The following is a 19333-nucleotide window of genomic DNA, read 5'->3' on the forward strand; positions in this document are numbered from 1 at the left end:
AGGCTTTCCGGTCCTGCGAAGATTAATTCCGAGGTGCGAACTGCCCGTTGAGCGGACGAGGAGAACAGTGGACTGGACATGAAAAAAGTTCCTAAGGGTGAGAGTCGATTACTGACCTGCAACCTCAGGAACTTGAGCGGGATTTACCGTGGGCTAGGAATCCGCTTGTCCGGAGGTTGGGGAAATGCGCTTGCGCAGACGAGTCATTGGAGAGCCGCTATTAAATCGCGCTCCGCGATGAGTCTCTGTGTACCAAGTCGTGTTAATCATTTCGCCACCTCCTAAAATCTGCTCTCGGCCGGCCATGGATGCCATGGGCCTGTCTGAAAATTTGTCTCGATCCGCAAGTCTCATTGAGACTTCCCAATCACAGTATTCAGCATACATGGATTACGCCCAATGCGCTACAAGCCAGAGCAAAAACTTTAAGTACTTTTCCGGGAATGGCAAAAGCACCTGGATCCACGCGGATTCCAGGTGCTCTTCCAATAGCATTCAGGTCAAAAGTTACCCCTCGGTAGGCGTTTCCTGGGCTTCGGGCTGCTCTTTCCACCACGCACGCAAGCGCTCCGTGGCGACCTCTTCGCCCAGTGGACCTTCGTCCATACGCAATTCCAGGAGGAACTTGTAGGCCCGGCCAACCACCTTGCCCGGCTTGATCTCCAGCAACCGCATGATCTGTTCGCCATCGAGATCAGGACGGATCGCCTGAAGCTCTTCCTGCTCGGCAATCTTGGCGATACGCGCCTCGAGGTCATCGTAGGCAAAGGCCAGGCGGTCAGCCTTCTTGCGATTGCGCGTGGTGACATCCGAACGCGTCAGGCGGTGCAGATGCTCCAGCAAGTCGCCGGCATCGGTGACATAGCGGCGTACCGCCGAGTCGGTCCAGCCCGCCTCGCCATAGCCGTAGAAACGCATATGCAGCTCGACCAGGCGGGCCACGGCCTTGGTGGTGTCCTTGTCGAAACGCAAGGCGCGCATCCGCGCCTTCACGAGCTTTGAACCCACCATGTCATGGTGGCGAAAGGAGACGGCGCCGCTGGGTTCGAACTTGCGGGTCGCCGGCTTGCCGATATCGTGCATCAGCGCCGCGAAGCGCAGCACGAAGTTCGGTCCGGGCACCGGCCCCGCTTCATCGGTTTCCAACGCCATCGCCTGCTTCAGCACGGTCAACGAGTGCTGGTAGACGTCCTTGTGCCGGTGGTGTTCGTCGATCTCCAGACGCAGAGCCGACACTTCGGGCAGCACCTTGTCCGCCAGGCCGGTTTCCACCAGCAGGTCGATGCCCGTGCTCGGGTCGGCCCCGTTGATCAGCTTGACCAGCTCGTCGCGGATCCGTTCGGCGGAAATGATGTCGATTCGATCGGTCATTTCGCTCATGGCGCGGCGAACCTCGGGGCTGACTTCAATCTCCAGCTGCGAAGCGAAACGGGCGGCACGCATCATGCGCAGCGGATCATCGGAGAACGAGACATCAGGGGCACCGGGGGTGCGGATGGAACCGTCTTCCAGGGAACTCACGCCGTCGAAGGGATCCACCAGCTCGAGCTGGGGCAATCGCAGCGCCATCGAGTTCATGGTGAAGTCGCGGCGGAAGAGGTCATCGTGCAAGTTATCGCCAAAGGCGACGACGGGCTTGCGCGATTCCTTATCATAGGCATCAGCGCGGTAGGTCGTGACCTCTAGCGTGTGTTCGCCCTTCTTGAAGGCAATCGTTCCGAACTCGCGTCCTACATCCCAGATGTTATCTGCCCAACCGGAAATTGCCTTGATGGTTTCTTCCGGACGTGCGCTCGTGGTGAAATCCAGGTCCGGGGAGACGCGTCCCAGATACAGATCGCGAACCGGCCCACCTACCAACGACAATTCATGGCCTGCCCGAACGAAACGGTCGGCCAAGTCGAAAATGACCGCGGGCAGGATCTGACGCAGCGCGTCAGGTGAGGGAAGTGCATGCATAGTTACTTAAGCGTGCCAGAAATCCGGCAAGAATGCTTGAGCTTTCGGCGAATTTGCCTGCGAGATAACTTACTTGTCCACGTCGATCAGGCGGCTAGCGGCACTTTCTCGATAGAGTGGTTCTATGAACCGACCGATCCCGTCTGCCCCGAAGCGCACTCCATTGACTGCGTCAATGGCTCGCGCGCAGGCAACTGGCGGTCATACGAGCTTGCCGACAGTGGAAGAAATCTCTTCCGGAGGCATCGTCATCGACTTCGACGACCCCGAGTTGCCAGTGGCAATTATTGCCCGCTACAACCGTGGCGGACGGCTGGAATGGTGCCTGCCCAAGGGCCACCCGGAGGGCGTGGAAACCAACGAGGAAGCGGCTATCCGCGAAATCGAGGAAGAGACCGGTATTGCCGGACGCATCCTCGCCCCGCTGGGTTCGGTCGATTACTGGTTCACCGTGACGAATTACCGTGTGCACAAGACCGTGCACCATTTTCTGCTGGAAGCTACCGGCGGGCATCTGACGATCGAGAATGATCCCGATCATGAAGCCGTCGATGTTGCCTGGGTGCCGCTGGGTTCCCTGGGCAAGCGCCTGTCCTTCCCTAATGAGCGCCGGATCGCCGATCTGGCACGCGAGGTCCTTACAAAGCATGTCCCAGGTTCCTAATCCAACTGCCGGCTTCGACCAGCCAAACACCGGAGCCACGGACATCGTCGCCGAACCTCCCCGGCAGCCGATAGCCCAACCGGCAGGATCGCGTTCCAAGATCTATGCCCTGATGGCTTCCGGCACGATGGTTTCCCGCCTGCTGGGCTTTGTGCGCACGGCCTTGCTGGCGATGGCCATTGGTTCGGTCACCTCGGTGGCCGACATCTTTGAAAAAGCCAATGTCATCCCCACCATCATCTACATGCTCTTGGCCGGCGGCATTTTCAATGTCGTGCTCATCCCGCAGCTGATCAAGGCTTCCAAGGCCAAGGATCGCGGTGCCGCGTACACGTCCAAGCTGGTCACGCTGACCGTGGTGGGCATGGGGATCCTGACTTTGATCCTCACGCTGTGCGCCAGGCCCTTGATCACGGTGCTCACCAATAACTGGACCGAGCCGATGATCGCGCTGGGAACTGCATTTGCCTACTGGTCGCTGCCGCAGATCTTCTTCTACGGACTCTACGCGGTCCTGGGCCAGGTGCTGAACGCCAACGGCCGATTCGCCGCGTTCATGTGGGCCCCGGCGGTGAACAACGTCATCCAGCTGATCGTCATTGGCGCATTCATCCTGACCTTCGGCGCCTACTCGTCGGGCGACCCGATGCAGGAGTGGAACAGCATCAAGACCATGTGGCTGGCGGGCGGAGCCACCTTGGGCATCGTGCTGCAGTCAGTCGTGCTGTTCTGGCCGTTGAAGAAGACCGGGTTGAAACTGACCCTGGACTTCCAATGGCGCGGCATGGGCCTGCGCCATGTGGGCAAGCTGGCAATCTGGACGCTGGCGGCCATGGTGATCGGCAATCTTTCCTCGCTCGCCTACTCTAAGATCGTCTCCGGCGCTACCGCAGCTCGAGCGCAGCTGCCGTCCGAACAGGCCGCCTCGGTCGCCGGCGAGTACGCGCTGAACACCTCGCAGCTGATCACCGTGCTGCCGCATTCGCTGTTCGCTTTGACCGTGGCCACCGTGCTGTTCAACGACTTCGCCCGGGCGTTCACCGAGAACCGCCGCAAGGATGTCGGCAAGCTGCTGAACCAGGGCATGCGCTCCACTGCGATTCCCATCGTGTTCTGCACGCTGGTCTTCATCGTGCTGGCCGGGCCGCTGGGCAGGCTGTTTGCCGGCAGCTCCGAGCATGCCGCACAGGCCGCGGGCGCTTTGGGGCAGCTGCTGTTGCTCACCGCGCTTGGCCTGCCGTTCAAGTCCCTGCAGTTCTTCATGCTGCGTGTCTTCTACGCGGAAGAAGATACCCGCACCCCGATGCTGATCCAATCGGCCACGGCAGCGGTCGGTTTGGTCCTGGCGTTCACCGCGGCCGCCGTGATTGACCCGCTGCATATCGCCGCCGCCATTGCCTTCATCTACGGCTTGACCAACGTGCTGACCTGCATCGGTACCCATTATCTGATCAAGCGCCGCTACGGCAGCTACGATGTTTCCTCGGTCATCGACACCTACATCCGAGTCGGGTGGATGGCTACGCTGTCAGCTATCGTCGGCTGCGTAGCGCTCTGGCTGCTGGGAGGATTCAGCTTCGGATTCGCCTACGATTCAGTAGTCAGCGCGCTGATTTCGGTGGCTGTTGTCGCCCTGCTGATGGGCATCGTGTTCATCGCCCTGCTGCACAAGACCAAGGTTCCGGAGCTCCAGTCGTTCCTCGGTCCGATCCTGCGCAGAATCCCGGGATTGAATCGCTGAAAATCCGCTGAAACTTGCTAGTGATTCTGGGCAAATAGGCACCAAATAGCCGGAGCTGACCGGTAACATGACAGGTGGTGGTCTGTGGACCGCCACCGAACCAAATTCAACCCCTTGGAGATGCACGTGTCGCAGCCAATCGATGTCGGCTCTGTCCTCAGCGGCCGCTACCAGGTAACTGAGAGTGTCCTTTCATCAGCTGAAGGAGACTTGGTACTCGGTGGCGTAGACCAGGTACTGAACCGCTCGGTCAGCATCATGGTGGCTTCCGTGGAGAATTCCTCGCAGCTGGCAACGAGCGCACGCGAGATCGCCATGGGCGAGCGCGCATCGAACGTCCAGGTGCTGGATCTGGGCATCACCGACTCCAACCAGACCTACCTAGTCGCCAATACCGCGCGGTCCTCGGACCTGCTGGACCTGGTTCTGGAAACCGACGACGCTCCATACGTTGAGCCGTTCTTCACCGATACCCTCGGCACCGAGATCTTTGGCGAGTCCCGCCAGGCTGTCCCCGAAACCTACGAAGACGACAACGAGTACTACGAGCAGCTGCAGTACGAGGACGAACCAGAACATCAAGGCAAGATCGGTTCCGCCCTGGCTGGGGGCTTCGCGGGGCTGAAGAACCGCTTCGGCAAGAAGAACCAGGAACAGCCTGAAGAGGAGCAGTTCGACCAGACCGCGCCGAACGAACAGGTTCCCGACACCGTCGCCACCCCGGTTGCCCCTGCTGAAAATGCAACGGCCGAAGACAAGCCGAAGGTCACCCGTCTGGACGACGACGAACCTAACGTCACCGCAACCGCGGCGCTAGCCGCCGCAGCGCAGTCCAAGGGCAACACCCCGGCCAAGCCTGCCGAGGAAGAGCCGGCCAAGGAAGAAGAAAAGCCTGCAAAGAAGAAGGGCGCAGCAGCGGCTGCTGCAGGTGCCGCCGCAGCCGCGCCTAAGGCCTCGACCTTCCCGGCAGCAGCCAAGAACGCTCCCGCCCAAGACCCGCAGGTCGACGAGCAGGAAGAGGAAGAAAGCGGATCCAAGGGAACTCGCCTGCTCGTTGGCGCCGTATTGCTGATCGTGCTGGTCGTTGCCGTGGTCTTCGCCTTCAACTTCCTAGGTGGCGACAAGAACACCACCGCAGAGGGCGAGACGCCAACTGCCGTGGAATCCTCGGAGAAGCCTTCCGAGTCCGAGAAGGAACAGGAACCTACCGAAGAGTCCTTGCCTGCCCCGAAGGTCGATGACGTGTCCCGCCTCGTTCCCGGCAACCAGCAGCTGAACTCCGAAACCGATGGCAAGCTGGGCCAGATGATCGACGGCAACGCGTCGAGCACCTACGCCACCTACTCGTACACCACAGCTGATTTTGGCGGCTTCGCTTCCAACATGGTCTTCATCCTGAAATTGGACGAGAAGTCCAAGATCTCCGAGGTCAACCTCGAGGGCCTGAACGGCACCGGCGGCAATTACGAGATCCTCGTCGGCGACTCCGACGATCTGGGCGATGCCAAGTCGGTAGCCAAGGGCTCATTCTCCGGCCCTTCGGTATCGGTAACTGTCAAGGGCGACGACAAGGACTACATGGAAGGATCCCACGTATTCCTGGACATCACCGAGCTGCCTCGCAAGGCATCCGGTGGCAACGATTCGCGGCCATTCGGTCTGCAGATCGGTGAATTCTCCGCCAAGTAATAGAAGCGGAATTTTTTACGAAAGCAATGCGTTGAGGTGGATAGTGAGGTTAGACCTTGCTACCCACCTCGCATTATTAGAACGAAAGGGTTCTACCCCCGTGACTTCAGCACAGAACGACGAAATCCGCGACGTCATCATTGTCGGCTCCGGTCCGGCCGGTTACACCGCCGCGGTTTACACCGCCCGTGCGAATCTGAACCCACTAGTCATCGCAGGCTCAGTCACCGCCGGCGGCGAACTGATGAACACCACCGACGTGGAAAACTTCCCGGGCTTCCCCGAGGGCATCATGGGCCCTGATCTGATGGACAACATGCAGAAGCAGGCCGAACGCTTCGGCGCCGAGATCCTCTTCGATGACGTCACGGAAATGAATCTCGAGGGCGAAATCAAGACGCTGTCCCTGGCCGACGGCACCGTCTATCGTGCCCGTGCTGTCATCGTCTCCACGGGCTCTGCCTACCGCGAGCTGGGTCTGGAAGATGAAAAGCGCCTCTCCGGCCATGGCGTCTCCTGGTGCGCCACCTGCGACGGGTTCTTCTTCCGCGAGCAGACCATCGCCGTGATCGGCGGTGGCGACTCGGCCATGGAAGAAGCACTGTTCCTGACAAAGTTCGCTTCCAAGGTCATCGTGGTGCACCGCCGCAACGAACTGCGCGCCTCGAAGATCATGGCCGACCGCGCCTTGGCCCACGAGAAGATCGAGTTCATCTGGGACTCCGAAGTCATCGGCATCAACGGAGAAGACAAGGTCAACGGCCTGGTCCTCAAGAACCGCACCAGCGGCGAAGAGTCCACCGTTGATGTCACCGGCATCTTCGTAGCCATCGGCAACGACCCTCGCGTGGATCTGGTCAAGGACCAGCTTGAGCTGACTTCCGAAGGCACCATCGCCGTTGAAGGCCGCTCTTCCAAGACCTCACTGCCAGGTGTCTTCGCTGCCGGCGACGTGATCGACTCCACCTACCGCCAGGCCATCACCGCAGCCGGTTCGGGCTGCGCCGCGGCCCAGGACGTGGAGCACTACCTGGCCAACGTTTCCGAAACCCTCGCTACCGCCTAACAGATTTCTCAGAAAGGGGTTGTCTCTCATGAGCAACGCAAAAGCAGTAACTGAAGCAACCTTCCAGGCTGATGTCCTGGATGCCGAAAAGCCAGTCATCGTAGATTTCTGGGCTGAATGGTGCGGCCCTTGCCGCCAGCTCGGTCCGATCCTGGATCAGATCGCAGAAGAGCACGCTGCGAAGGTCGACGTCGTGAAGGTCAACGTCGATGAGAACCAGGCAATTGCCGCCAAGTACGGCATCACCAGCATCCCTGCCGTGTACGTGTTCAAGGGTGGCGAGCATGTTGCCACTTCCATTGGTGCCAAGCCAAAGGCTGTCATCGAGAAGGACTTCGCAGAATACCTGTAAGTCGATACGTCATTGGAGTGGAGACCAACCGCAAGGTAGGTCTCCACTCCTGTTTTAACCGATGTCTTGTGAAAATCTTGCTAGTTCTCCCATTCCGGAGTAAGTTCCAGCCCTGACCCCAGCTCAGATGGGTGCTGTTCTTTGATTTGAAGACGTTTTGACGATTAACTTTAAAATATCAATATGTACACTTTGTTTTTGAATTCTTGGTACCATTTTAAGACTTAATGCATCAATACTTGGTTTCGATGAGTCGAGCTCGCACTTTCTGCTCGGATAATGGCTCGCCAAGTTCGAGGCCTGCGTCGGTGATTCGGTGCTGTTTGTTCCGGTGCATTTTGCAACCTGCTCTGCGTTGCAGGGACTGCCCGTCGGCCAGCTCTCGATCCCGAATGCTTCGCCTCCGACTTTCAAGGAGTGGCAGCTGCATGCGGATTTAAAAACGCATGCGGCAGTCTTTTCTTTGAGAGAGCAGGACCGTGCCGTTCAGTGCCGCCTTTGTATAGGATCCTTCCATCATGCGACAGCCTGAGCTATCGAGCCGGGCTCTTGAATGCATTAGCTGCCCCGGAGTGCGTCGAGCTTTCCTGTATCCAGAGCAGGGGTTCCATCAGGACCGGCGGCAGAGTCTTTGCAAGGAAACTCCGACGCTGTGGAACTACACTCTTCAAAACCCGAGGCACTATCTGGCTCCGTTGGTAGGTGCTCAACGACCTGGGCCACGAGCAGATCTGCCAACACCTGTTCCCAGTCCGCAACGGTCGCAGAATCCTGTTTGACCAATCAGACCGGATCATTCACGCATGAGGGAACTGGTTCTAGATTCGACGCCCCAGCCGTTGATGCGCCGTGTCTGCGCCGACCACGCCAAAGACTCTGAATTGAATATTTGACTCTTTGAGGGCCACCAATATTGCCGTTCAGAGCCACCAGCTGAAAACGCCATATTCTCGATCAGAGCCACCTGATTTTCTCCTTCAGAGCCACCCTGTATAAACCCCTCTGTCAAGGGGCATGAGTTTCTGCCCACCGGCGGCCACGAATAATGCCCACTAAGGGTCAGCAAAACTGCCTGCTGCCCATAATCAGCCAATGTGGTATCAGCCGTCATGCACGGCAGTCTGCCCGTGCTGAGAGGGGCTACATCAAGGAACTCACCCCAGCACCAGCCAACACCTGCGTCAACCGAACAGATTCACCGCTGGTCTGGCAAATATGCGCCTGACGCAGCAATCGATCCACCGAGGACGTCGCCAGGGCATTGGGCATCAATTTACAGTGTTCTGATGCACGATCAGTGGCTTTTAGAACCACCCAGCGTGGAAATTTCGCGTTCTATTATCGTGCTCATGGAGCAACAGTAAGACAGAGCATCCCCATTTTCTGCACGCAGTACAAGCAGTCGGACTACCCCGGCCGGCTGGTGGCTCTGAACAAGAATATTGGGTGGCCCTGAGCGGCAATACTGGTGGCTCTCAAAGCTTCTAATATTCATCTGGATCCACGGACAAGTGACGACATAGCTGCGCGACGGCAGAGACGGGCTCACTTGACTCAGTTCTCTCTCGATGACTTGGGCATGCAAATAGGCCTGCGGTACGCGTCCACTGTCTCGGAAAATCAGCGTAAATCAAAGCGTCTACAGCCACAGGCCTAACGCTATTGTCGCTCAGTTGATCCTGTTCTGGGCCAGCAGTGCGCTGCTCTTCTCAGCAAAGCATCTGTGGGCTCGTGTAGTGATCCAGGAGCCTATGGAACCTCTTGGTACTCGGAGTGGTAGATGGAAGGCTTTCAGTGGCGCTTCTGGTGCTCTTAGCGCTTATAGATGCGGTTTGATCATCACACTCCATGACTGCACTTGACGCTCACCAGACGTACCCCTGTTAGAGACAACAACATACGAATGAAGCGTGCTGCGCCCCCGGCAGACCATGCGTGCTGGTCGGGATTACGTTCTGGTTATACGTCCAGATTCATTGATTGCGCGCCCTGCACGGAATACTGTCCGCGTACGTTGAACATCGGATAGTTGCTCCCGATGTCCCTTCCGATCTGCCTATGCAGTTCTAGTTATTGGCAACTCGGCTATCGCCAGGACATCCACCCCTATGATCATTTACCTGTGATCATTCGCCATTCCAGCTGAACGGAACTTCCAGTGACTTGCGTGGTCATTCCATTGGGCATGGCGTTGGAAACGAGGTGTCGTTTAGGTGGTTCTCCTTGTTTCACGTGAAACACGTTCCCAGCGGTTAGTCTCGAAAGTCCTGTATGGTTCATCGATTAATGTTTCACGTGAAACGGCGCCGAAAAGCGGCTGTCTTCAGCCTGAGTCCAAGTGAGTATGTAGCCATTATGGAAGCCACCGCCCTTCCAATTCAGAGTCGCTCGAGGGGTACTCCATTATTGTCACTCGGAGCTGTCAAACACTATCCCTCCAAATAACCCTGTATAAACTCCCGGCCAGTGCAACAGACTTTCTCGCAGAACAAGCCATGTTCAGCGGCACGCGCGAATGACGCTCATGCTCCAGCTTTACGCCGAGTCTTAGTCAGGACGATTCTTCACGTCCACACCCGACGCATCTCCCGCAGCAGAGTCATAGAAGTAGGCGGCGCCTCCCTACAAAGCTGAGAGCGCCTTCAGGACAAGAGCGGCAAAAGCGCTACTAATTGCAATTCCTTGACCGCAACCAACTCTAAACGTGTTCACCCAACCGTACTGGAGCATCGACCATACGGATCTAGGTTAGGCTGGCGCCTACCTCAAGCTTTGCACGATGATTACGTACGACATGACAGGAGCATCGAACCGCATTCAAGGGCTACAACAAGTTCTGATCCTCATACCATCATCATTTACTCGTAGACTTGGCCAAGTCCAGAGTTGAGCACAAAGCACGCATAACCATAGAGGCTGACGGCCAGATGCCATCATGACCCTACACTCCCCCTTTCAATGCCCAACGGTCCAGAGTGTCTCCATTTGTCATCTGCCTGCTGTTCAAGATGTTCCCTTTCGAAGAGCCCAGTCGTGATATGAGGTAGCGGTGATCCCGTCAGAATGGAATGGTGACTCCAGGCGTTAATTCTCAGAGGCGCAGAAGCATAGTAACGGGCGGCTCTGAACCGGAACTCATTTATGGCTCCAAAGGTTCAATTATTCATCACGACCTCAAGAACACTGCTCGCCCATTAGATTGTGGGTCCGGTTCATGCCATTCCCCTATCCAGCAGAATGTACTCACCATATTCAGTCATGTACAGCAACCCAAAAGCTTGAAGTCGATGTCCTGAAAGCTGATTCGAATGCAAATGAGTGACAGCCATCGAAACGAAGCCATTCAAGGACGTAGCGTGGATATGAATCTCCGACTAATGCCGACTATGGCCATGAATAGATTGCGTTCGGCTCACAGCAACTCTTGAAAGTCTAGATCGTCTCTTGATCAGGTCTGCAAACCGCTCGTTGCTGGACTCTGCCAGTTCGGTCTATTCCGAGGCTTACGTAGAAATCCAAGCAAGCCAGACTACGGCCACCGAATATCACTCGTCCACGTTGCAGTTCCTGCAGATCCGTGGATGGGTGCGGCATGTTGATTGCTCGATAGGTTTCTTCAGAGCCCTGGCCAACAGTCACAGCCAAGGGTATATCGATCGAACCGCCTGAGGGAGGGTCTATGTTTCACGTGAAACTTATTCTCATGAATCATGACGTAAGCGAACTAACAGCGAAGATGCCCGAGAGAAATTCTATTCCTCGTTTCATAAGTCGGTTCATCATCTGCTCTTATGGCATGGCTATCAGCCTGAATATTCGAACAGCGACCTCACGGCGGTTGCAACACCGGACTGGTGTTTGTCGTTAGAGTAAACAGTGCATCAGTCCAATGTATAGGCCTAGACAGATTCGTGATCGACGCTAATCATTTCAAGGCTGCATTAGAAGACCACGCCTATTCAGGGTGGAGTCATCAAATCCTAGAGTCTGGATCGAGTACTGGAAATCAGTCGCAGCGAACTTATCATCTTTGGATGATCCAGTGAATGAAGGAGTAGTCTCCCTACCGACCGACACAGCAACTCCTCATCGAGCACAGTCTGGTCGGCATTTTCGTTCTATTCCATAGGACAGTTTCACTCGAATCATAGATCCGCAGAAAACTGATTATCTGAATCTGGGGGCCACGACAATTCCGATCTAGAGTCACCAGAGAGAAACGCCGCCGTTGTCGCTCATTGCCACCGAACATTTTTCGTCAGAGCCACCCCCTATATGCTGCTCCCACCACGCAACCGACTGTATGGTGGACAGAACCTTTTTCAATGTACGAAAGTTCGAAGTCATTCGACTAATCCATCTCGCGCTGAGAGTCTGCCAGACTGCGCCATCGCATCCACGCAAGGCATCTTTCACGACAGCGTAGGCGAAGACTTCAATGCCGCAGATATCGTCCTCGTAACTGGAAGCACCTCGAGAAGCTGAGCGACGAGCACGTCCTTCAACTACTCTTCCCGACTGCAACTAACAAGAAGGCGCGTTGCCCAACCTGGGCTAGAACATCGCGCCCAAGAAGCTGACCAGGTCGGGCCGATTTTAAGCTCTTACATGGTGAATACGACCAGCCAGTCCGAAGCCAATGGTGCTGCCTTCATGGGCTAGAACAGCTTCTTTACGTCCTACGAACGCTGCTTACTCCAACTCATGGTCACCTCCGACGTCGATGACAAAACGTCAGCATCAAATTGGGCTGGCTAGGAGCTTCCATGGCCTCGCACGAGCATCGTCGCCGGGCAACAGGCTCTGAGGGTCTATTTGAAGCCTGCCTGCCGTTCAGCCGATACTTTACGTGGAGCTCTGCCTTCGCATAAGGCAGCCGTGAGTCGGTTATGGCTGGCCGGTGGCTCTGGACGAGAATTCTAGCGGCTCTCAAAGCCACGAATATTCACTATTGAGCCATTCGGGATATGGCACCTCCGTCAAGAATTCTGAGACTTTCCCGCGTAAGGGAGGATCAGGTTCTCTCGGCTGAAGGACATGCATTCACTCTCTGGCTTGATGGTCACTACCCTTTTATCGTATGCCTTTGCTTGGAGCGCCCATCCTGTTCGTGAGCGAACCATTGCCTAGTGATCAGCCTCCAAGTCGGGGTCGCAGTCCAGCAGTTAAGGTGCATAGGGCTACAGAATCAACCAAGAACCAGGTACGCCATTTCATCAAGACCTGACCTTCTTGAGCGTGCGGCAGACAGGAACATTTAGACGGTTTTGCTCCGGGGTGACGAGGTGCGGATGGTGCCCCAGTCGAGTTCGGTGCACTACTCTTCCCGAGCACTCCCCCAAAGGCTTATGACGGTTCTCTGCTCTTCCTGCAACTCCTTGGAAGCGCACCAGGTGTCGATCGGTGCATCGTCAGTTGCGAGAGGTTTTTAGTTGCAACTCCGATGAAGACCCTATGGGGAGGCGTGGACACAAACTGAGATGCACTTGGCGCAAAGCCTGGGTCTTCGCGTGGTACTGATTCTTGGGGCCGAAGGAAGTCCTTGCATCCAGGCTTCAGGGTTGTACGTCCCGAGAGATTTTAATGCAGTGACAACATCCGCTGGCCAACCTCTCCTTCAACCCTTCCTAATTACTGGCCACCGCTCCCCAATACTTGTTTCACGTGAAACAGCGTTTTGGAGATAGAGAAGGCGCATGTTTCACGTGAAACATGCGCCTTCTCTATCTAATTACGAGTTCATTGTCGGATCGATAACCTGCATGATGCGGTTCAGATCATCGACCGAAGCGAACTCAATACTGACCTTGCCCTTGCGGCTGCCAAGTTGAATCTTGACGTTAGTGTCCAAGCGGTCCGCAAGCGATGTCGCCAAGAAGTCCAAACGCTCATTACGCTGGTTCTCGCGCGCCTTCTTGGCTGGCTTGCGCGGCTTATCATCGCTCAGGGCAACTGCCTCTTCAGTCGCCCGCACAGACAGACCCTCGTTGATGATCCGCTGGGCCAACTGTTCAATGACTTCGTTGTTGGACAGTCCAAGCAAAGCCCGTGCATGGCCGGCCGAGAGAACCCCCGCTGCAACGCGACGTTGAACGAGAGGAGGGAGCTTCATCAAACGGATCGTGTTGGAAATCTGCGAACGTGATCGGCCAATTCGTTCGGAAAGCACTTCCTGCGTGCAGTTGAACTCTTCTAAAAGCTGTTGGTAAGCAGCGGCCTCTTCCAGCGGATTGAGCTGCGAGCGGTGCAAGTTCTCGAGCAGCGCATCGCGTAACAAATCGGTGTCTTGCGTGTCCCGAATGATCGCCGGGATGGTCGCCAGGCCAGCGGCCTGCGTTGCTCGCCAACGACGTTCACCCATGACCAGTTCGTATGGGGCGTCATCCTTCTCGCGCGAAGGACGGACAACGATAGGCTGAAGCAGTCCAATTTCACGGATGGAATGGATGAGCTCATCCATGTGCTCTTGGTCGAAGTTGGTTCGCGGTTGCTTGCGATTCGGGTGGATGAGCTTGACGTCGAGTTCAGCGAACTGCGCTCCAGGAACTTCAACTAGATCCGAAGAGTCTGGGGTGTCAGGCTTCGGCTGCCTCTTCTTAGGTGCTGGCTTCTCGGCAGATGCATCATCCTCGCGCACAGGAGAACTCTTCGTCCCAAGAGTTGTGTTCAAGTCAGGCATCGTTGCTCGAGCACGCTTTGCCGGCTTAGCAGCAGTAGTTGGTGCCTTCGGCGTTGAGGACTTGCGTCCCGGTTCGAAGAACATATCGACTGGACGTGCTGCCCGTGGCCTCGATGCTTCTGCGACAGGTTCTGCGGGCGATGTTTCACGTGAAACATCCTGCTTCTCCTCTGGAGCTACGGTCGCCGGCGAGCTGGAAATGAGGGCACCTAGTCCCCTGCCCAAGCCCCGCTTCTTGTCTGCCATGTTTTTCGCACGCCCTTTCATCCGAAATTTCAGCCCGAGACTAGTCTACTGTTTATTGGCATCGAACCGGGGATGCGCACAGTGCGTCACCCATGACTTTCACAATGAGTGTTAGCTATCAGCCACGGTGTCACGTCTGAAACAAACTAAAACCTAAGGTAAACGACTCTAGGGGGTGAAATGCCCTTCTACGGGCCTACGCGCCCCGCTCAGCCATCTCTAGGGCTGCTTCGGAGTACGACAGGGCGCCGGTCGAGTTCGGGTCATAGGTAATAACGGTTTGTTGATAGCTCGGAGCTTCAGAAATTCGCACCGAACGCGGAATGACAGCCTTGAGCACCTGCTCCGGGAAGTGCTCCCGAACTTCGTTAGCTACCTGTGCAGCAAGATTAGTGCGACCGTCATACATGGTCAGCAAAATCGTCGAGACTGTCAGCTTGGAGTTCAGGTGCTTCTGGATCATCTCGATGTTCTTCAGCAGCTGACTCAGACCTTCCAGCGCGTAGTACTCGCACTGGATAGGGATGAGAACCTCACGGGCGGCAACGAAGGCGTTGACGGTCAACAGGCCCAAGCTCGGTGGACAGTCGATGAAGACATAGTCCAGGCGAGGCAGTCCCTCACGCTGGCGAGTCCGAGCGTAGTCGTCCAAGGCGCGCTGCAGGCGCTGTTCGCGAGCTACCAGAGAAACCAATTCGATCTCTGCACCAGCCAAGTGAATCGTCGCAGGAGCGACCTGCAAGGTTGGCAGGTCTGGGCATGTAGCTACGACATCAGACAATGGAAGGTCGTTGATTAGCACATCGTAAATGCTGTCCACCTCAGCATGATGCTCGATACCCAGCGCGGTTGAAGCGTTGCCCTGCGGATCGATGTCGATCACCAGGACGTTCAGTCCTCCCTTGGCCAGAGCGGCTGCAAGGTTTACGGTGGTCGTCGTCTTGCCGACGCCGCCCTTCTGGTTGGAAATCGTGAAATAGCGGGTCTTCTTGGGCGTTGGCACCTTACGGGCCTCCAAAGCTTCGCGACGACGATGTTCACTAGCTATTTGAGTAGCCAGGGGCGAGGACGAGTCGTTGAAATCAAACGCGCTATCCGATGAATCCTTAGTCTTAGACAAAGGTAAAACTCCTCCTCGTGAAGTGGTGCGCCTAATACTCATAGCGTGCACCGATAATGTTTCACGTGAAACATTCAAAACAAGTCATGCAGATTGCGAAATGGCTTCATCCTCGAATACACGAGGATAAAAGCCATTTCACTTCTATAACTATTTAACAGACTATCGCGTCAACCTTAGCCAACCTTGATGCGAACCACCGTTGTTGGTTCTGCAAGGATAGTTTCGCCCACAGTAAGCACTTCGGTTTCCTTGCCACCGAGTTTGCGGATGGCCTTAGTTGCCTTGGCGATTTCCTCGGCAGCCGAGCGCCCCTTGATCGCAATCAGCTCGCCTTGACCGTGCAGCAGTGGAATAGTCAGTCCGGCCAAGTTGGTCAATGCGGATACAGCGCGGGCCGTGACATAGCGTGCGTTGACCACGTCAACCATCTGCTCTGCACGGCCACGCATTACGGTGACATTGGTCAGACCCAAATCCTCAATTACCTCGGAAAGCCAGATGCAGCGGCGCTCCAGCGGCTCAATCAGAGTCAGCTTGAGGTCCGGGCGGGCAATTGCCAAGCAAAGCCCTGGAAGGCCTGCGCCGGAGCCTACGTCGGCTACCTCGGCATCCTTGTCCATAACCTCTTCGATCACTGCGCAGTTGAGCACGTGGCGGGACCACAGACGGGGTACTTCGCGCGGACCCAACAGCCCGCGTTCAATGCCAGAGGTCGCCAGATGCTCTACATAGCGCTTGGCAAGATCCAAGCGGTCACCGAAAATCTTCTCGGCAGCCACGGTCTCTTCTGCAGTAAGGCTGAGGTCCTCAGTCATTGTCGTTGGTCCTTAGGTCGATCAGCGCGCGGACGCGTGATGGTTCTTAGCTGTCCAGTACCGAGATGACGATATGGCGTCGGGTCGATTCGCCCTCGGATTCCGAGTGCAGTCCGGCATCTGCGATGACGTCGTGCACGAGCTTGCGCTCGTAGGCGCTCATCGGATCCAGATGGACTTTCTCGCCAGTTTCGCGGACCGAGGCAATGGCATCCTCAGCAATCTTGCGCAGCAGATCTGCACGCTCTGCACGGTAACCGGCAATGTCCAGGATCAGGCGCGAACGCTCACCGGTCGCAGTCAGCACTGCGAGCCGAGTGAGTTCCTGCAGCGCGTCGAGGACTTCGCCATCCTTGCCAACCAGGCTTTCCAGCGACGCGTCATCGTCCTCGGTAAGGATCGAAATGTAGGTACGTCCGCCACGGATTTCGATGTCGATGTCGCCGTCCAGATCAGCGATATCCAGAAGCTCTTCAAGGTAGTCGGCTGCGACGTCGCCTTCGTCCAGAACTTCCTGATCGTCATCGATCTGGTTCTCCAGGTCGGGCGCGTCGATATTCTCAGTTGCAGTCATGGCTACTTCTTCTTTCGACGGTTCTTGCGCTGCGGCTGATGACGCTGGCCCTTGGCCCGCTGCTCCGCTGCGGCTGCTGCAGCGGCGTCAGCGTCTTCCTTCTTCATGCCTACTGGAGGAAGGCCCTTGGCTGCACGGCGGGCGTTGAGCTCGCGCTCCGCTTCCGAGCCAGGGGTTGGGTTGTTACGGATAACCCAGAACTGCTGCCCCAGGGTCCACAGGTTCGATGCGGTCCAGTAGATCAGCACACCGATTGGGAAGTTGATGCCACCGATGCCGAAGACCAGAGGCAGGATGTACAGCATCATCTTCTGTTGCTGCATGAATGGGCCCTGCAGGGCTTCCTCGCTCATATTCTTGGTCATCAACTGGCGCTGGGTGAAGAACTGCGATGCGGTCATGGCAAGTATCATGACTACGGCAACGATGATGACGGCCCAGTTAATAGCGCCGGAGTTGATGGTGCCCAAGAAGGTCTCGGACAGTGGAGCACCCAGGATGGTGGAACCGTCGAAGCTGCGGATGTGCTCAGCGGACAGTGCGCCGATAGAACGGCCGTCATCGCTAGCGCGCGATGCTTCATTCAGTACGCGGAACAGTGCGAAGAAGAATGGCATCTGCACGAGCAGAGGCAGGCAGGAAGACAGCGGGTTGGTCTTATGCTTCTTGAACAGCGCCTGCTGTTCCTGCACCATGGCCTGGCGCGAAAGCTGGTCGGTCTTGCCCTTGTACTTTGCCTGCAGCTTGCGAAGGTCAGGCTGCAGTGCCTGCATCGCGCGCTGGGACTTGATCTGCTTGACGAAGACTGGGATCAGCAATGTACGGATCAGCAGCACGAGGAAGATGATCGACAGGGTCCAGGTAACACCTGAATCCGCGTTCATTCCAATCGCGGTGAACAGTTCGTGGAAGGCCCACAGAACCCACGAGACTACGTATGTAAACGGAGTCAGTATCGTGTCTAGGAAGTTGTTCATCAGTGGTCGAGCTCCTTGCGGCCGCTTTCCGCGGCGTCTTCATCGTCGGGAATCACAGGATGATTCAGAACTATGATCCTCGGCAGTTTGCCTTCTGGCCAAATCCTCGGTCCCTCAGGAACGTGGTCGACGCCTCCGTGGGACCACGGATTGCACCGGAGGATCCGCCAAGTGGTCAATCCGGCGCCTTTGACAACACCGTGCTGAGTCACTGCTTCGAGCCCATAGGCAGAACAGCTAGGAAAGTATCGGCATACATCGCCGTACAGCGGCGAGATGATTTTTCGGTAAGTTTTGAGCAACCCGATTACGATGTTGCGTGGGATATCGATGATGAACCACAGCAAACCGGTACGCGGAGCTGAATCCTTGCGCATCAGCGCGCCTCGATCTTGCGCAAAACAGCGGAGAAGGCTGAATTCATCTGGGCGTTGAGTTCTTCCCAGGAGAGTTCGGCAGCGCCAGGAAGTGCACGGAAGACGAAATCGACATTCCCGTCCACGCGCCGAAGCTCATGGCCGATCTCTCGCATCCGTCGTTTGGTGAGATTCCTTTTAACGGCAATACCTACAGCCTTGGAAACAATGAATCCAAACCTGTCGCCGAGGAACTCTTCGGTTACTCGGGGGCGTGCATATAGCACGACGTTCCGGCGTCCGCTTCGGACACCGGAACGTACAGTGGCTGTAAGGTCTTGCGCTAGGCGCAGTCGCTGATTCTTAGGCAACATCTGTTTCGCGTTGCTCTTTAGCTGAGCGCGTTGAAATCATGCTGCCAAGAGCTGCTTCGCAAATTTATGCGGACAGCTCGGCGCGACCCTTGCCGCGACGTGCCGAAAGGATGGCACGACCTGCACGGGTACGCATACGAAGGCGGAAGCCGTGCTTCTTCGAACGACGGCGGTTGTTAGGCTGAAAAGTCCGCTTGCTCACGGTGACACTCCAAAACGATTTAGATGATGCGTACTACCCGTTGACCAGCTAGCTCGATAACAACAGGATGACGCTCGTGTTTTCTTATAAAATGCGCTTTCTCGCGGGCTCTTCCAAAATGAGCAAGTCGCAAAAAGGTGCGCATAGGACTGAATAACAATAGAAAAATATGCGCCCTGGGTCAAATTGGCGCGCAACTTTAGCCCCGGCTCCCCTGCTCGGGTGCCGGCCTGTGAATAATCTACCTCAAAGTTGTGGATTACGGCTGTGTATAACGAAAGAAACTTCACATATTTCCACAAAACAGCTAGTCATCTCGCGAGGAAAAACGCTTGGTTTCATGGGAAAACCTGTTTTCCACAGTAATAACACCCTGATTTTCCATGCAGCTGTGCATAACTGTGTGGATGATGGATAGAATCAATGCAGACGTGGTCCAAAAAACCACGTTTAGGAAGCCTGGGAACGGGATTCTTGTGACCAAGATTGCATTCGAACGGAAGCGGGGCGCCCTTA

Annotated in this window: 14 protein-coding genes; 5 read left to right on the plus strand and 9 right to left on the minus strand. The window is 56.2% G+C overall.

What is annotated here, in order from left to right:
- Positions 1-507: 507 nt before the first annotated feature.
- Positions 508-1959 carry a CCA tRNA nucleotidyltransferase gene (locus ACLQ8T_RS16315; RefSeq protein ID WP_413455311.1) on the minus strand — a complete coding sequence of 484 codons (1452 nt, stop codon included), beginning with the start codon at positions 1957-1959 and terminating at the stop codon, positions 508-510.
- A 124-nt stretch (positions 1960-2083) separates the two neighbouring features.
- On the opposite strand from ACLQ8T_RS16315, the gene ACLQ8T_RS16320 reads away from it, so the two are divergent.
- The 5 genes from ACLQ8T_RS16320 (at position 2084) to trxA (ending at position 7471) form a co-directional block, all read left to right on the plus strand.
- The gene (locus tag ACLQ8T_RS16320; protein WP_413455312.1) at positions 2084-2623 is read left to right on the plus strand and encodes an NUDIX domain-containing protein; all 540 of its coding nucleotides are present in this window, start codon (positions 2084-2086) and stop codon (positions 2621-2623) included.
- Complete coding sequence (gene murJ, locus ACLQ8T_RS16325) at positions 2607-4364, plus strand: murein biosynthesis integral membrane protein MurJ (RefSeq protein WP_239543105.1); 1758 nt, start codon at positions 2607-2609, stop codon at positions 4362-4364. Before ACLQ8T_RS16320 ends, murJ begins: the two co-directional genes overlap by 17 nt.
- A 126-nt stretch (positions 4365-4490) precedes the next feature.
- The gene (locus ACLQ8T_RS16330; protein WP_413455313.1) at positions 4491-6053 is read left to right on the plus strand and encodes a hypothetical protein; all 1563 of its coding nucleotides are present in this window, start codon (positions 4491-4493) and stop codon (positions 6051-6053) included.
- A 100-nt stretch (positions 6054-6153) separates the two neighbouring features.
- Positions 6154-7119, plus strand: coding sequence for a thioredoxin-disulfide reductase (trxB, locus tag ACLQ8T_RS16335; protein WP_413455314.1), 966 nt, complete (start codon positions 6154-6156; stop codon positions 7117-7119).
- A gap of 28 nt (positions 7120-7147) precedes the next feature.
- Positions 7148-7471: a thioredoxin gene (trxA, locus tag ACLQ8T_RS16340; protein WP_038992752.1), complete on the plus strand. Its 324-nt coding sequence runs from the start codon at positions 7148-7150 to the stop codon at positions 7469-7471.
- Positions 7472-13202: 5731 nt separating this feature from the next.
- Here trxA and ACLQ8T_RS16345 read toward each other — a convergent pair.
- The 8 genes from ACLQ8T_RS16345 to rpmH form a co-directional block, all read right to left on the minus strand.
- Positions 13203-14396 carry a ParB/RepB/Spo0J family partition protein gene (locus tag ACLQ8T_RS16345; protein WP_413455315.1) on the minus strand — a complete coding sequence of 398 codons (1194 nt, stop codon included), beginning with the start codon at positions 14394-14396 and terminating at the stop codon, positions 13203-13205.
- Positions 14397-14592: 196 nt separating this feature from the next.
- Positions 14593-15516 (minus strand): ParA family protein, encoded by a 924-nt coding sequence (locus ACLQ8T_RS16350; RefSeq protein ID WP_239543109.1) that lies wholly within the window; start codon positions 15514-15516, stop codon positions 14593-14595.
- A gap of 176 nt (positions 15517-15692) precedes the next feature.
- Positions 15693-16334, minus strand: a complete 642-nt coding sequence (rsmG, locus tag ACLQ8T_RS16355; RefSeq protein WP_066142774.1) for a 16S rRNA (guanine(527)-N(7))-methyltransferase RsmG — start codon at positions 16332-16334, stop codon at positions 15693-15695.
- 46 nt (positions 16335-16380) lie between these two features.
- Positions 16381-16908: a protein jag gene (locus ACLQ8T_RS16360; protein WP_038992744.1), complete on the minus strand. Its 528-nt coding sequence runs from the start codon at positions 16906-16908 to the stop codon at positions 16381-16383.
- Between the two features lie 2 nt (positions 16909-16910).
- Positions 16911-17885, minus strand: a complete 975-nt coding sequence (gene yidC / locus ACLQ8T_RS16365; RefSeq protein ID WP_204719769.1) for a membrane protein insertase YidC — start codon at positions 17883-17885, stop codon at positions 16911-16913.
- Positions 17885-18262, minus strand: a complete 378-nt coding sequence (yidD, locus tag ACLQ8T_RS16370; protein WP_128470867.1) for a membrane protein insertion efficiency factor YidD — start codon at positions 18260-18262, stop codon at positions 17885-17887. Before yidD ends, yidC begins: the two co-directional genes overlap by 1 nt.
- Positions 18262-18615, minus strand: coding sequence for a ribonuclease P protein component (rnpA, locus tag ACLQ8T_RS16375; RefSeq protein WP_128470866.1), 354 nt, complete (start codon positions 18613-18615; stop codon positions 18262-18264). Before rnpA ends, yidD begins: the two co-directional genes overlap by 1 nt.
- Positions 18616-18679: 64 nt before the next feature.
- Positions 18680-18817: a 50S ribosomal protein L34 gene (rpmH, locus tag ACLQ8T_RS16380; RefSeq protein WP_073707184.1), complete on the minus strand. Its 138-nt coding sequence runs from the start codon at positions 18815-18817 to the stop codon at positions 18680-18682.
- Between the last annotated feature and the right edge of the window lie 516 nt (positions 18818-19333).

The organism is Glutamicibacter sp. FR1, assembly GCF_047300825.1.
Taxonomy (GTDB): Bacteria; Actinomycetota; Actinomycetes; order Actinomycetales; family Micrococcaceae; genus Glutamicibacter; species Glutamicibacter nicotianae.

Excerpts from the sequence above, each read along its gene's own strand:
- yidD (WP_128470867.1), bottom strand. The coding sequence starts at position 18,262 with ATGCGCAAGGATTCAGCTCCGCGTACCGGTTTGCTGTGGTTCATCATC.
- ACLQ8T_RS16345 (WP_413455315.1), bottom strand. The coding sequence starts at position 14,396 with ATGGCAGACAAGAAGCGGGGCTTGGGCAGGGGACTAGGTGCCCTCATT.
- ACLQ8T_RS16315 (WP_413455311.1), bottom strand. The coding sequence starts at position 1,959 with ATGCATGCACTTCCCTCACCTGACGCGCTGCGTCAGATCCTGCCCGCG.
- rsmG (WP_066142774.1), bottom strand. The coding sequence starts at position 16,334 with ATGACTGAGGACCTCAGCCTTACTGCAGAAGAGACCGTGGCTGCCGAG.
- trxA (WP_038992752.1), top strand. The coding sequence starts at position 7,148 with ATGAGCAACGCAAAAGCAGTAACTGAAGCAACCTTCCAGGCTGATGTC.
- ACLQ8T_RS16320 (WP_413455312.1), top strand. The coding sequence starts at position 2,084 with ATGAACCGACCGATCCCGTCTGCCCCGAAGCGCACTCCATTGACTGCG.
- murJ (WP_239543105.1), top strand. The coding sequence starts at position 2,607 with ATGTCCCAGGTTCCTAATCCAACTGCCGGCTTCGACCAGCCAAACACC.
- ACLQ8T_RS16360 (WP_038992744.1), bottom strand. The coding sequence starts at position 16,908 with ATGACTGCAACTGAGAATATCGACGCGCCCGACCTGGAGAACCAGATC.
- yidC (WP_204719769.1), bottom strand. The coding sequence starts at position 17,885 with ATGAACAACTTCCTAGACACGATACTGACTCCGTTTACATACGTAGTC.
- rnpA (WP_128470866.1), bottom strand. The coding sequence starts at position 18,615 with ATGTTGCCTAAGAATCAGCGACTGCGCCTAGCGCAAGACCTTACAGCC.